Raw genomic sequence first — 14,175 nt, 5'->3', positions numbered from 1 at the left:
CTTAACAGCTTGATCTTAATCTTCAGCAGCTTTTAGTTGCTTCTCTTTAGCCAACTCAGGATTGAGGTGATAGCATAAAGCCTCCATAAGCTTTGTTTTATTTAGTGGCTTATGAAGATACACATTCATACCGGCATCTAGACATGCCCGCGTTGCGATAAATGAAGGGTCACCACCTAGGCCAATAACAGGTATGGATTGTAATCCCAATTTACGGTTAGAGCGGATTTCACGTACAAGATCTATACCACTTTTATAAGGCATGTTGAGATCGGCAATAATTGCATGACACTCGACCTTTGCTAGCGCCTTCATAGCATCATCAACGCTGAAAACATTGAGTATCTCTACATTCATATTCTCAAAAGCTTCGTTGAGAATCATGTGATTGATTTCTTCATCATCCACATACAATATAGTTTTGCCAGCTAAGCCATTACAGCTTTCCGATTCGCTACATACTTTTAGCTTACCAACTTCAGATGGCTCCGCGTTACCTTTAGTCTTGGGGAATATTAAAGTGAATTTTGTATATTCCTCCTTGACCGAATCGCATAAAATATCGCCACCAAATGCTTTCATTGTGCGTTTACAATACGATAACCCAAGCCCAGTCCCACCACTTTTCTTATCTGAATAGAATTCATTGAACAGCATGGGAATTTTTTCTTTTTCAATACCTGGCCCAGTATCCTGAACTTCTATCGTATTGTAATGAACATCTCCCCGAACCGTTACAGCGATATTTGCCTCAGGGTAGTGACTTATGTAGTAAAGCGCATTTTTTAATAAATTAAACACTATATGATCAAATAGCATGCGCTCAATTTTTAACGTAAAGTCTTTATCGACACTTACCTGAACTCTTGACCGCTCATATTGATTTCTATAGGCATAATTCTCAACGGCACTTAAAGTTGCATCTTTAGCAGAGATGTATTCTAAATTTCCCAATGAGATTAAATTGCCTTTGGTCTCATTTAAAATCATATCGATTACTTGCAAACCATGGAGTACCGTGTTCTTAGTATCTTGCCACTTCTCTTTTTTTTCGACGTTACTGTGGGAAACTCTCTCTTCGTAGGATTGCTCAAGCTTGTACAATTGATAGAGCACTTGGCTTAGAGGCGTTCTCACTTCGTGGGCAATACTACCTGCAAGAGAGTACATCGTCATTTGCTGCTGTTTTATTAGAGCAGAAAACAGCAATCCAGTTATCATCGTAACACTGATATATAAATGCAGAGTGAGCACTAATATAAAACCGCTATATGTATCAGAAAAGGGACCTTGACCAATAACGGTATGACGAACAGCCTCTGTGCCTACAAATAGAACCAATAGTGCAACTGTAATTCCCGAAAAGCGCAAGGCACTCCATAGTACACACGGCAGTAACAAATAAGGCAGCGTTCTGGTTAAACTGGTTGTACTTGCCTCCAAACTAAATACATATTCGGTTAAGAGGAAGGTAGTAATTATAAGAACTAAAAACTCAATAGTTTTATACGTGTTGGAATATTCAATTATATTTTTAAAAGAAAAGTTTGAGCTTGTCAATAAGAGTAAAACTAATGGCAAAGCCATTATTGTACTTCCAGCATTATCAATAACACCACTTGCCCATAATTCAAATGGTGTTTTCATAAATCCAGCTCCTAAAATACTCACGGAGAAACAAGCACTGATCATCGAACCGGCGATAGAAGTCAAGAACAAAATTGTAATAATTTCTTTTACAGTCGCAAAAGTTATTTTTCCAGGAAGGAAATACCTAACGAGGGCAGTACCTGAAACAGTCTGAATAATGTTCGCAGCGAGCGCTCCGAACATAATCGTCCACGAGTAATCACCAGTGGCATACATGCCGATAATATAACCCAGGCTCATAACACAAATATAGTGTAGCCACTGCTTTGAGGGCTTAATTAAGAAAAACCCAAATGCTACACCATTAGCTGGCCAGAATAAGGCAACAGCTTCGACTCGACTTTCAAGCCCTATAATTACAGCTACATAATACAGTAGCCCAAACAGGCATAGATGATAATAATCACCAGACCACTGAACGTTCAAAAGACTAAAAATTCTTCTCAACATAATATAGCTATTAGATAGGGCTCTTAATTGTACCTTAAATAGCTAAGCGAACAGCATAATGCCGCGCCAAAATACTATTTACGATGCAGAAAGTGGCTGAGCCACTGGTTTTTTCCCACGTCTTTTTAATCGAAGACCAATATTCACGAGCTTATCCAGTTCTTTAGGGAGTCCAACAAAACAACCTTCAGAGATTTGTTCAAAAATCGCTAATGAACCAGGGTAGACTAAAGTATTATGACCAAGGGAAATCATGTAACAAGTCTCGGCGAGCTCTTCGAGAACATAACGACAGGACAAGTTAACAGCATTCTCCGTTGCCAAAATATCGAAACTCTCTGCTCGCAAAATAAACTGTCGCGCAAATCCTCTAACAGCTTCTCGAAATGATTCCTGCTCCTTGAATAGAGTTTGTAATGCTTCATGATATTTTATAACACTGCAATTATCATAAATTTCTGCTCCCCGAATAACTTTGAAAGGCTTTCCAGTTTTCGTATTTTTGAGTATATGTTGGTGCGTTCTTAAATAATAATCTCCCAATCCTAGTGCATGATTTAAACTATCTTCTGCTCCTAGATCTTTTCTAATTTGCAGAGTAAGTCGATGCACATTATCGCCTAGCAAGAAGGTACAATCCGAAAAACGATTTGAAATCCAATCGACAATAGAGGCCAGCTTGCTACCTATAAAGCTGGGGTTTTCCAGACTAATACCCACAAAGCAACTTTTATAAGTACTAATATCGGCTCTCGCTTCAGCAGGAACACATGTGCGAACCTCAGCTTTATAACGAGCATTATTTGATTGATTAAGTGGGATAATAATTTGATTTTTCATAAGTCTTCTCTCTGCTTTATTGAAGTATTTTTTCTAATGAAGAACTAATAATGATTCGAAGAAGCCAGAGAGGCACGTATTATTTTTATTGTCATAGTAACGTGCAGTAGAAGTTACAGAAAATATAAAGCCCTTCGGCCTTATTTTAATAAAGCTATGCATAAAATATAATTTTATGAAATAGAAGAATAGGTTTGCTATAACAATTTAAAGTATCTAGAAAAACATATATTATTTATGAGCAAGCACTACTTTTTTAAAAGAAATAGTGTTTTAATGTTGAGATAAGTTATTTTTATGCAACAGCTCATGCAAATATATTCCGCTTTCTAAGAAATTAATATTCAAAAAGGATAAATATAATATTGTAAGCATTTAAATTTAGAGAAATAAAAGAGAAGCAATAACTTAAGAGGAAATAATAGCTTAAGAGCCCATTATTCGCAGAAAAATTAAACTTTATAATATTATTTATATTACATTATTATATAATAGCTAAAACCTTAAGCTCTGTTTTTCATAAGAGGAGATATACTCCTGCGTATCTAGAACGCAGCAGTATTGAAACTACAACTTAATACTAGTATCAAGAAATATGAATATATTTTGGGTTTTCTCTTTATTTGTTAAGTTTTATTGAGGCTAAAAATCTATTCGTTAGTTTGCGCACACATACAACAATTATAAATTATCAGAGCGTCTTATTTTTAGCAAAAACGATAGATAAGTACTTGAGCATTGATGTATACGAGACAGGGATATTGCAAAGAATAAGGTAATTAGCTCACTAATCACACAGACACGCACATAACGCTTCTATTGTCTTCACTGGACGATTCTTAGTAGTATTTAATTAATTAGGTCTTATTAATAGTATATTAATAAGATTTATGGGATATAGTGGCAAAAATAACAGCAAACAATATAATAGCACCACCAAAAACGGTACTAATAGAAGGAATTTCATTCAATAAAATAACAGCAAATATAATGGAATAAATGGGTTCCAATCCTATCAAAACACTTATCAATTGGGCCTTAACTACTTCTAAGCTTTTATTGAGTAATGCCTGGGGAAGAGCTGTAAATATAACACCTAATATTAAAAGAAGAAATAATTGACCAACGTTCGGCCATAGAGAAAAACTCCAGACCAAAGGTAACGTACATAGTAATGCAACAATGTGTTGGTAAAAAGTAATAGTGACAAAGTAATTATTTCTCGTTAGTTTACGATTAATCATGGTAAACATAGCTGCCGTAAAACCTGCGAGCACAGACCAACCAAGAGCAATTGTATCGGTATTCGAGAAACTGAATTCAGGAACAACAAATAACAAACCTAAGAATACTAAACATCCACTTAGTACATCTTGCCATTTTAAACGTTCTTTAAATATGAGAGGTTCGATGAACGTTACGAAGATTGGATAAGTAGAAAAGCCGATTACACCAATGGCAACTGAAGATAACTGAATCGAGTGGAAAAATGTATACCAATGCAGCGCAAGTACACATCCAGAAAGACCTAAAATGCAAGCATTGCGAAAGCTACCAAAGCCAAAGCTTTTCCTCAATACCAATAAAACCAAACCTAGGGAAAGGACAGTGAAAAAAGAACGCCCAGCAATAATCGTCCAGGGACTGACTGGAATAAATTTAGCAAATAACCCTGTCATGCCAAGTATAAAGACTGTGATATGAACGATAACAAGGTGCGAGCGAAATGTCATAAATTACCTTTGCTATTAGCCTTTAAGACTTATTCGAAGTACCACGAAACTTCATATCACATAGAAATAGACGGGAGTCTATTAGCTTAATTGTTTTGGCGATAGATATCTTGAAACAATTTTTTTGTTAAGTTAAGAGCTTCTGTCTCATCTATTTTATTTTGTTTGGCGAGCTTGCGTGCAATTTTATTTATAGAGGTTCTACCGTCTACTTCGGCACTTAGCTGAGCATAAATACGGTGAGTAAATGAAAATTGCTGGAAATACTGTGCCTGAGGAATGGGTTGTTTCTCATCTAGTAACCAAAGGGGTAAGTTTTGCGTAGTTTTCACAGTATTTACATCGGTAATTTTTTTTGCTCGCCAGCTCCATACATGCTCGATGCGATGCCCTGCATTGTAAGGGGATTTTAGATAGGGAATATTATGTTCTTCGATGTTTTCAATTTCGAACCCGTGGACATTCGCTAGCTCAACCACCTCCTCTATACTATAACATAACGCATCTCTACGCTGATTGAAGACCAGGCTACCAAAATTAACCCAATAACCGCCAACGGGAATATATTGATTTAGCTGCCGTAAAAACCGGCCAAACTCTAAAGGTTGAATATCGATAAACCACGGGGTTAGCACGGTATCGAAGGCACCATGTTTAAAACAGGGTTTTGTTGCATCACTAAAAATAAAATGGAATCCTTCAGGCTTTACTTCGCCTTTAATCTGGTGCTCGATAGCAACAAATTCAGTTTTTTTCGGTTGTAGTGGAAACTCGTATAATGAGAAAGACTGATCTTGTAATAAATATTCAGCCGCCATAACCAATAAGGGATTGATGTCTGTAGCCACAGTCATTTTAGACTTACACGTCTTATGAACATCTAGAGCTAAACGACCGGCACCAGCACCTAGTACAACGATTTTATTAGCATCAAGCCCTTGTATTTGTGAGCATACAATATCAGCTGTAATACTGTTTTCTTCTTCTCCCCATACCCAGTCTCGATATAGGTTAGCTTCGTAACTAAGTAAGTTTTGTGTAGTCGGAGCTCGATCATTCAGAGCATCATATATATTCTTTTTTCCACTCTTACTTGCTACAACGGGCAGTAGAAGTTCCGATACTCGACGAATAAATGCTTGCTTTCCTACGAGTAAGCGCTTGATCCTATCTAAAGTTGCGCCCTCTGCTCGTGCAGCTTCTTTTTCAAGATTTTGAATTTCACTCAACAAAACTTGATTGAAGTGATTGAGTTTAATTCCCCAGTCAGTGAGGGAATTTTGTGGGTTAGGTAGTAACCACGGTACACCATTAATAATAGGGTAATGACTTTTATCATCGCCTGAAGACAATACATTTTCTTTTAAAACTAGAGGGGTGTTATTTGCAGGGCAAATGAGCAAATCACAAAGTTCTTGTGTCAAAGGCATATTATTACTCTATCACTATGTTATAAGGTATATCAGCCATAAATGCAGTTATCGATTGATGCTGTTACAGTGCTATAGTATACCTTTATCTTTCACAGATTATTACTATGCATGAGTTCCAATGTCGAAAACACTGTGGCGCGTGTTGTATAGCGCCTTCGATAAAGCATCCATTCTTCGGCATGCCTCATGGTAAACCTGCGGGTGTCATGTGTTCAAATTTAGATAAAAATTCTATGCAATGCACTATTTGGAACACCAGTCATTATCCGAATGTGTGTAAGCAATTTGCCCCTGACATAGACATATGTGGCAAAAATAGGGATCAGGCATTGGAAATTATTTCTACTTTAGAACTAGATACTATTCCCAGCTCATCGTCTAAAACGAAAAATAAATAACTTTTTTAGAACCTGCTGATATTAGCTATAGAAAAACCGAGGTATTTACAAAAATACCTCTTTCACAAGTGTTAATAAAATTTTTTGTGCCTGGAGAGAATATTACTTAGAGAATTATTTAGCTGGCCTAAAATACTGCGCCCAAGATGCAAACCCGGCGGCACTGCGGGTTTGTATCCATACTTTACCTTTCCCACTAAAGCGACATACAAAACCTTCACCGGAAAAAAATAAAGATTTATAACCACCAACTTTGGTAATTTTATATTCCAAGCCTTCAGTAAAAGCAACAATATTTCCGGTATCGACAACATAGTCATCATTAACGTCAATTTCTATCATTGCACCATAAGTATTAAACCATAGGTCGCCAACACCACTGCAACGAATTAGAAATAGTTTTTCTCCGGAGAAGAACCCTTTCACCATTCCCTGCCATTTAGACTCGACAGTAACACCTCGTGTCGAAGCAACAAATGCTGAGTTTTGTAAATAGATAGTATCACCATCGAGATACTGGTGATATAAATCACCAGGTGTCGCAGGCGCAATACCAATTTCACCCGGAGCATTCTCGGCCGTAAATTCATTAATAAATATACTTTCGCCCGTTAAAAATCGCCCCAGCCCACCTTTTACTCGGGTTTTCATTTTTACATGAGTATCCATGGTCGCCATTGAAGAAGCTTCTACTTTAAGCATCTGATTAGCTGGTATTTTTACTGTCAGGTAGCTGTAGTCAGGGCGACCTTCAATAGTATAAGGAAACCCTAAGTATTTCTCAGGATCAATAATAGGGTTAACCGCTGTAGACTCGTAAACGGCCTCAATTTTTACCGTATCAGGTAATACTACCTCCATCGGAGTTACTTCAAAATCAAAGCCTATTTTTTTGAAAGCCGCAGCATATTTCTTAGCGCTAGCTTCATCTAGATTTTCTTTAATAACAAGTGGTGCTTGCTTAATGATAGATACGACTTTGTCATTACTTATTTTGAACATTGTTGCAAAAGCATTGATAGCGGTTTCATGCCCAACCCCTTCACGCAATTCTCCGGTAAGCAAAATGTTATATTTTTTTTCCGACATTTTTTAAGCCTTATGCACGTCTCGCGCGAAGATTTGGTGACAATAGCGAACCAAAGCTTCTTGGATTATGAGATTGACACCACACCGTACCACGGCCATTAAATTTACATACCAGACCTTCACCCCCCAAAAAGGAATGTAGCCAGCTCTTACCAGCCTTAGTGATAGAAAAATCTAGAGTTTCATTAAATGCGACAATATGTCCAGTATCGACAATATATTCACCGTCAACTTCGATAGGATAAATAGCGCCAAAAGACGACACGATAATCTGGCCACTTCCTTTTAGGTTCACCCAAAAAACACTCTCTCCGGACAGGATAGATTTAAAGCCCTGCCAACCCAGGTCAATATCGACACCTTCTGTGCAGGCAAGAAAGGATCCCCCTTGTACGATCAGATTTTCCTGATCAAGTGTCATCTTCATCATATCACCGGCTAGGTTAGTTCCTAGTATCACTTCACCATGGCTCTCGCCGGGCTCAAAATGATTGAGGAATATTGATTCTCCAGCGATCAAGCGCTTGGCTGCTTTAAATAAACTGCCAGACTTTTTTTTGTGAGTAGAAGTAGTAATCTTCATATGCCCACTCATGGCAATCATAGCGCCAGATTCCGCAGTAAGTGCTTCCCCTTTTTGTAAACTCACCCTGGCTGCGGTGTTGCCCGGCTGATGAATCAATTCTATGTCCATGAGATGCCCTAATATTTGTACGTATAAAAAAGTGATAGATGCCTATTAACACTCTTAAGAACTCATCGTGAATTTTTAAGAACCAACTACTTATAATGTCTTATAGTTTGGGGTTTAACCAAGCAGCAAGCCCAGAAATACTTCGTGATTGCAAAATAATCTTACCCTTTCCTTCTACTCGCGTGACCAGACCTTCACCACCAAAGAAACTAGAAAAAATTCCTCCGGCTAACTGCAGCTTAAGTTTAATGCCCGGCTCATAAGCGACAAGGTGTCCAGTATCAACAATAAACTCTCCATCGATATCTTTCTCAAGCAAGGCTCCATAAGCCCCATAAAAAACCTTACCGCTACCGCTCATATGCAAGCGGAAAAGACCCTCTCTGGCAATCCAAGAGACAAAGCCTGCCCACTGCAACCCCAACGTAACCCCTTCTGTACAGGCAATAAAAGCGCCTGGTTGCAGATTAAAAGCTTCGTTATTTAACTCAATACTTTTAATTTCACCGGGATTAGCGGGGGCCAGTACCAATTTACATGGCTTATTCCCGTTGTTACTAAAGCGGCTAATGAACAGGGATTCATTACCTAGAAATTTTCGCAACAGGCCTTTAATAAAGCCCCCATTAAAAGACGCCGTTAAATCTAGCGCAGGATCCATACTCGACATTGCATCCGATTCGCTGACAATACTGTCACCCGGATCAAGGGTAATGTCGACATAAGAGAACGCTTGGCCGCCTTTGATATCACTTTTCATTTTTTTTATTCTCACTTGGTGTTGAGTCGGCAGGTACCGACTCAACAAATGCTCTCACACGACTTTGTAACGCTTTGAATGACTGCGACAATTCTGCAGATACGAACTCATTTTGGTACTGAGCAATAAGTTCGTTCAAGTGGGCGATACGACTATCGGTGGCAGGATGTGTGGACAAATATGCCATAGCCTGTTCAATCACTGCCTTAGCCTGCTCATCTTCAATACTTGCTAATTGCTCTGCCTCTTGCGATTTCAATTTAGCAAAAAAATCCACCAAACCACGGGGGTCAATGCCGGCCGACACTAATAGTTCTAGTCCTTTACTATCCGCTTGTTGTTCGTAGCGACGAGAATAGCTTTGGTTTAATAATAAAGGAGCAGCACTACTTAACACAGCTAGTACACCACTGACATCGCCTAACATACCACTAATTAAAATATAAATACCTGCGGCTCCCATAACATTTCTAATGCCATGCTGCTGTTCGACATGCATGATTTCATGCGCCAACACACCCAATAACTCTTCTGCACTTTGTGCTTTGAGAATAAGCGATGAATGAATCACTATCTTGCCCCCAGGCAGAGCAAAAGCATTGACGGCCGAATCATTAACAATCGAGAATTGGTAAGAGTAACGACTGTCTGGTAGCGCTTCTATTAACGGCGACACTAAAGGCGCCAATGCTTCTTCAGCCTTCACATCCTCCATGAACTGAGCGCCAATACGATATTGCGCAAGAGCACTCTCGCCTAAAGACTGCTCCCAGCTTACCGGAACCTCAGGAGCTATCGCGCCAGTAACTAAATCCATCCGAAAAAGTAAAAATAAGGGCACTGCAACTATAATAGCAGCAACCATGGCCAGTAATGCCCAACCTGAAGCCCTCTTAGCTCTAGCTTTGCTAAGTAGGCTTTCAACAGAGGGAATAGCCTTGAGGGAAGGGTCATGTAGAATTTGACGATCGCTAGTATAAAAATTCCATTCGGGATAACTTGGGTGAGTAAAAAAGACAAGGCGGTTACTCGCTCCTCCCATATGGACATTGATATCGTGAGAAGAACAACGAATATGCTGGCCGGCAATAATGAAATCCAGTTCACGCGCACTGACGACTAGCCGACCGGAACTACGACCATTGTCGAGGCTACTATGAAACGCCTGACACGCATATTCTTTCATCTAACTCGCTATCGTCCTGTATCCAGATAAAGTGAAAGAATATCACCTTATGCCACAAATTCCAGGCCAATAGTGTTATGAATTTTTATTATTGTTATAAGTTTGCCTACCTTTAGGCATAAAAAGTACTATCAAGAGCAAATAAGTGCTCTCAAGAACTCCTTGTTAATCACCTTTCGTCTATGTCTTAGCGAGCGCTTCATCATGTACAAAAGTAGAAGGCCTTTGTACATGAATAAACTAGGCAACCAGCATTAACGCCTTTTTTGCTGCTTCTGCGCCTGTTCAAACAATGCTGCCATAGTACCCACTTTAGCGCCGCCAGCAGATTGATTAGAGCCAGAGTATGATTTCTTTTTACCGCCATTACTGCGGCTAGGTCGATCACCACCTTTGCTGGAGGATTGTTCTCCTGGCACATCGTCTAAACGCATGGAGAGAGCAATTCGTTTGCGTGAAGCATCAACCTCCATCACTTTAACCTTGACTATATCGCCAGCTTTTACAACCTCTCTTGGATCTTTCACAAAGGTATTAGACAAGGCAGAAATATGCACCAAGCCATCTTGGTGGACACCCACATCAACGAAGGCACCAAAATTGGTAACATTAGTGATTGCACCTTCCAAGATCATTCCAGGTTCAAGATCAGATATTTTTTCAACCCCATCCTGGAATTGTGCCGTTTTAAACTCGGGCCTTGGGTCACGGCCGGGTTTCTCCAGTTCTTGGATAATATCTTTTACCGTCGGAACACCGAAGGTTTCGTCAATATAATCATCCGCCTTCAAGGTTCTTAAGAAGCCCGCGTCACCGATTAAGCCTGAGATATTTTTTTCATTCTTGTTAGCAATACGCTCAACCACTGAATAAGATTCAGGATGCACAGCCGATGCATCGAGGGGATTTTCGCCTTTAGCGATACGCAAAAAACCAGCAGCTTGTTCAAAAGCTTTAGGGCCCAAGCGGGTCACTTCTTTTAATTGCTCGCGATTTTTTAGTGCGCCATTTTTGTTGCGAAATTCTACAATATTATTAGCAATAGTTTGATTCAGACCCGACACACGTGCTAACAAAGGTGCCGATGCAGTATTTAGCTCCACACCTACCCCGTTCACACAGTCCTCTACTACTGTATCCAAGGACTTAGCCAAACGCGACTGAGATACGTCGTGCTGATATTGACCAACACCAATGGATTTAGGATCAATTTTTACCAATTCTGCCAATGGATCTTGCAAGCGACGGGCGATTGAAATTGCACCTCGAATCGTTACATCAAGATCAGGAAATTCTTTAGCCGCAAACTCCGATGCGGAATATATAGATGCACCCGACTCATTCACCATAACCTTTTGCACGTTCAGATCTTTATGGTCTTTCAGCATATCGCCAACAAATTTATCTGTTTCGCGGCTGGCAGTACCATTACCGATGGCAATCAAGCGCACATCGTGTTTCTTGCACATGGCAACAAGTGTCATTTCGGCTTCGCGGACACGATTTTGGGGCGGTGTAGGAAAAATTGCTCCGTGATCTAATACCTGCCCAGTGGCATCCACAACAGCCACTTTAACACCTGTGCGAAGTCCAGGGTCAAGGCCGATAGTCGCTTTTTGTCCGGCAGGGGCAGCTAGCAATAAATCTTTCAAGTTGCTGGCAAATACTTCTATCGCATCCGCTTCGGCGCGCTCACGTAGATCACTGAGTAAGTCAGTCTCTAAATGGGTCGCCAGCTTTACTCGCCACGCCCAACGTACACACTCAGCTAACCAAGCATCCCCTGCACGTCCTTCATCAGCAATATTCCAGTGTTGAGCTACCATAGTTTCACAGGGGTGGCTCTGTCCTGGCTCTAGGTCATTTTCTAATGTAAAGGAGATATTTAGAATACCTTCATTACGCCCACGAAACATCGCCAATGCTCGGTGAGAGGGTACTTTGGCAAAGATCTCCTTGTGTTCAAAGTAATCGCGAAATTTTTCACCCTCAGATTCTTTTCCGCTAATCACTTCAGCTTTTAAATAAGCGTCATTACGCAAGAATGAACGCAACTTTTCTAACAGCGCGGCATCTTCACTAAAACGCTCCATAAGGATTTGCTTAGCACCATCCAAAGCCGATTTGATATCTACAATCTTGTGCTCTTCGTTGAAGAACGCTTGGGCTTCCGCTTCAGGTGCTTTAGATGGATCACCAAATAATAAGTCTGCTAGAGGCTCTAGACCCGCTTCGCGAGCGATTTGAGCTTTTGTCCGACGCTTAGGTTTATAAGGCAGGTACAAATCTTCTAATAAAGTCTTGGTATCAGCGGCATTAATCTGAGCACTCAACTCCGGCGTCAGTTTTTCCTGTTCATCAATGGACTTTAGAATTGTGGCCCTTCTATCTTCTAATTCACGCAGATAATTGAGACGCTCATCGAGTTGACGTAGCTGGGTATCATCAAGGCCTCCTGTTACCTCTTTACGATATCGAGAGATAAAAGGAACGGTGGCGCCTTCGTCAAGAAGTTGGACTGATGCTATAACTTGCTGTTCACTAACGCTCAATTCTTGAGCAATGCGAGAATGGATGCTACTCATAGATTGTTACTTATACTGTATTTGTCTTCAAGGAAGCGCGATTATGCGAATTTCGAAGGCTATACACAATCTTATATTTGTATAATTTTTTAGATGGTAACAATTATCACAACTAAGAGGGGTCAGATTACTGTGAACAGACTGCGTTATAACTATTAGATATATAAAAGCAGGGAATATCGAAGAAAAGCAACATGAAGTCCAGAGAAAGCCAATAACATAGTTCTTTTCATAGCTGAACGCATATTAGGATAGATATTTTAAAAACAAATTAATATACAGAATATTCCAGATAAAAAACTAAAATTATTAATCATTACATCAATCAATAAAACGCAGTTTTATCATCATTATTGTATACCAAGAGAAATAATTAAAATTTATCAGTCTGAAATAAATTAAAATATTTTAGTTATTGTAGGTTTGCAACATGTTAAATATTTACTGCCGCATTGTAAGTTTGCTTAAAAAAGTAATACAACATCAGTATCGGTAAATCATTTAACATATGCATCAAATAGCCGGCATATATCTTCACAAGAACACACCAACCTTGCGCAAAAGAGATTCAATACAAAATTTTCATACACAATAGAATTAGCTATATATTTCACTACAAAAACCTAAACGCTCATAATCACAGAGGTTATGGTTTACTGCTAGCGAACTTAATTTATTTTTGATACGAGGCTATTTACTAAAGAAATAGAGTATAAGATATGCGTAAGAAGATCAGAGTAATACCCTGACCTTTCCCCCAAATATAGCCATAAGGCTATGTATAGCAGTAAGCAAACCTGTTAACAGAGCTTAAATCAATCGTTTAAATTATTTGTTATTTGACTTAAAAGATTCTGCAGACGTGAGAGCTTATCTCCACCTACATCTTTTTCCATAACAGTATGTTTCTTTTCAACTTCAGGTTGAATTCTACTGTGCAACCTCTTTCCCTTAGCACTTAAACGAATGTTTTGCGCCCGCTGGTCATAGCGGTTTGCTTTTCTAACCACAATGCCATCATCAGAGAAACGCGCAAGAATTCTTGACAGACTGGGGCTTAAAATCCCACTTTCATGTGCAAGTTGTTGCGCATTTAATTCACTGTGCTTGTGTAACTCACGAATCACCCTCCATTGTTGCTCAGTCATATCATAACGAGTCAATACAGGTTTAATATAAGCGACTGTATTCTCGCGTGCTTTTAAAAGTAAACTAGAAATAGATTCAATATCTGTGGCCATTTCCTTTGTCTCGCCCATTAACGTACCTTTTATAATAGACAACTCTATTATGTTTTACTTGTTAATTGAGGACAACAAATGATTTTTTTTTAATAAAAATATGAAAATAAAAAAAA

General features: G+C 39.2%; 11 protein-coding genes. 1 reads left to right on the top strand and 10 read right to left on the bottom strand.

The window, feature by feature from the left end:
* Nucleotides 1-15: 15 nt before the first annotated feature.
* The 4 genes from BVC89_RS02540 to BVC89_RS02525 all read right to left on the bottom strand — a co-directional run bounded on the left by BVC89_RS02540 (nt 16) and on the right by BVC89_RS02525 (nt 6,103).
* Nucleotides 16-2,100 carry an MASE1 domain-containing protein gene (locus tag BVC89_RS02540; protein WP_086929702.1) on the bottom strand — a complete coding sequence of 695 codons (2,085 nt, stop codon included), beginning with the start codon at nt 2,098-2,100 and terminating at the stop codon, nt 16-18.
* Between the two features lie 78 nt (nt 2,101-2,178).
* The gene (locus BVC89_RS02535) at nt 2,179-2,940 is read right to left on the bottom strand and encodes a tRNA-dependent cyclodipeptide synthase (RefSeq protein ID WP_086929701.1); all 762 of its coding nucleotides are present in this window, start codon (nt 2,938-2,940) and stop codon (nt 2,179-2,181) included.
* Nucleotides 2,941-3,818: 878 nt separating this feature from the next.
* Entirely contained in the window at nt 3,819-4,673 is an 855-nt protein-coding gene (locus BVC89_RS02530; RefSeq protein ID WP_086929700.1) for a DMT family transporter, read from the bottom strand.
* 86 nt (nt 4,674-4,759) lie between these two features.
* The gene (locus BVC89_RS02525) at nt 4,760-6,103 is read right to left on the bottom strand and encodes a class I SAM-dependent methyltransferase (protein WP_086929699.1); all 1,344 of its coding nucleotides are present in this window, start codon (nt 6,101-6,103) and stop codon (nt 4,760-4,762) included.
* Between the two features lie 107 nt (nt 6,104-6,210).
* On the opposite strand from BVC89_RS02525, the gene BVC89_RS02520 reads away from it, so the two are divergent.
* The gene (locus BVC89_RS02520; protein ID WP_086929698.1) at nt 6,211-6,504 is read left to right on the top strand and encodes a YkgJ family cysteine cluster protein; all 294 of its coding nucleotides are present in this window, start codon (nt 6,211-6,213) and stop codon (nt 6,502-6,504) included.
* A gap of 114 nt (nt 6,505-6,618) precedes the next feature.
* Here the strand turns inward: BVC89_RS02520 and BVC89_RS02515 are convergent, their stop codons facing one another.
* The 6 genes from BVC89_RS02515 to hpaR all read right to left on the bottom strand — a co-directional run bounded on the left by BVC89_RS02515 (nt 6,619) and on the right by hpaR (nt 14,077).
* On the bottom strand, nt 6,619-7,593 hold the full coding sequence (locus BVC89_RS02515) for a TIGR00266 family protein (RefSeq protein ID WP_086929697.1): 975 nt from the start codon (nt 7,591-7,593) through the stop codon (nt 6,619-6,621).
* A 10-nt stretch (nt 7,594-7,603) separates the two neighbouring features.
* Complete coding sequence (locus BVC89_RS02510) at nt 7,604-8,287, bottom strand: TIGR00266 family protein (protein WP_086929696.1); 684 nt, start codon at nt 8,285-8,287, stop codon at nt 7,604-7,606.
* Between the two features lie 100 nt (nt 8,288-8,387).
* Nucleotides 8,388-9,047: a TIGR00266 family protein gene (locus BVC89_RS02505; RefSeq protein ID WP_086929695.1), complete on the bottom strand. Its 660-nt coding sequence runs from the start codon at nt 9,045-9,047 to the stop codon at nt 8,388-8,390.
* Complete coding sequence (locus BVC89_RS02500) at nt 9,037-10,233, bottom strand: M48 family metallopeptidase (RefSeq protein WP_086929694.1); 1,197 nt, start codon at nt 10,231-10,233, stop codon at nt 9,037-9,039. Before BVC89_RS02500 ends, BVC89_RS02505 begins: the two co-directional genes overlap by 11 nt.
* Nucleotides 10,234-10,487: 254 nt before the next feature.
* Nucleotides 10,488-12,818, bottom strand: a complete 2,331-nt coding sequence (locus BVC89_RS02495) for a Tex family protein (protein ID WP_086929693.1) — start codon at nt 12,816-12,818, stop codon at nt 10,488-10,490.
* Between the two features lie 815 nt (nt 12,819-13,633).
* Nucleotides 13,634-14,077: a homoprotocatechuate degradation operon regulator HpaR gene (gene hpaR / locus BVC89_RS02490; protein WP_245929300.1), complete on the bottom strand. Its 444-nt coding sequence runs from the start codon at nt 14,075-14,077 to the stop codon at nt 13,634-13,636.
* Nucleotides 14,078-14,175 lie beyond the last annotated feature (98 nt).

This window comes from Agarilytica rhodophyticola, assembly GCF_002157225.2.
GTDB classification, from domain to species: Bacteria; Pseudomonadota; Gammaproteobacteria; order Pseudomonadales; family Cellvibrionaceae; genus Agarilytica; species Agarilytica rhodophyticola.
The sequence above is the reverse complement of the archived record's forward strand: the minus strand, read 5'-3'. Positions and strand labels throughout refer to the sequence as shown.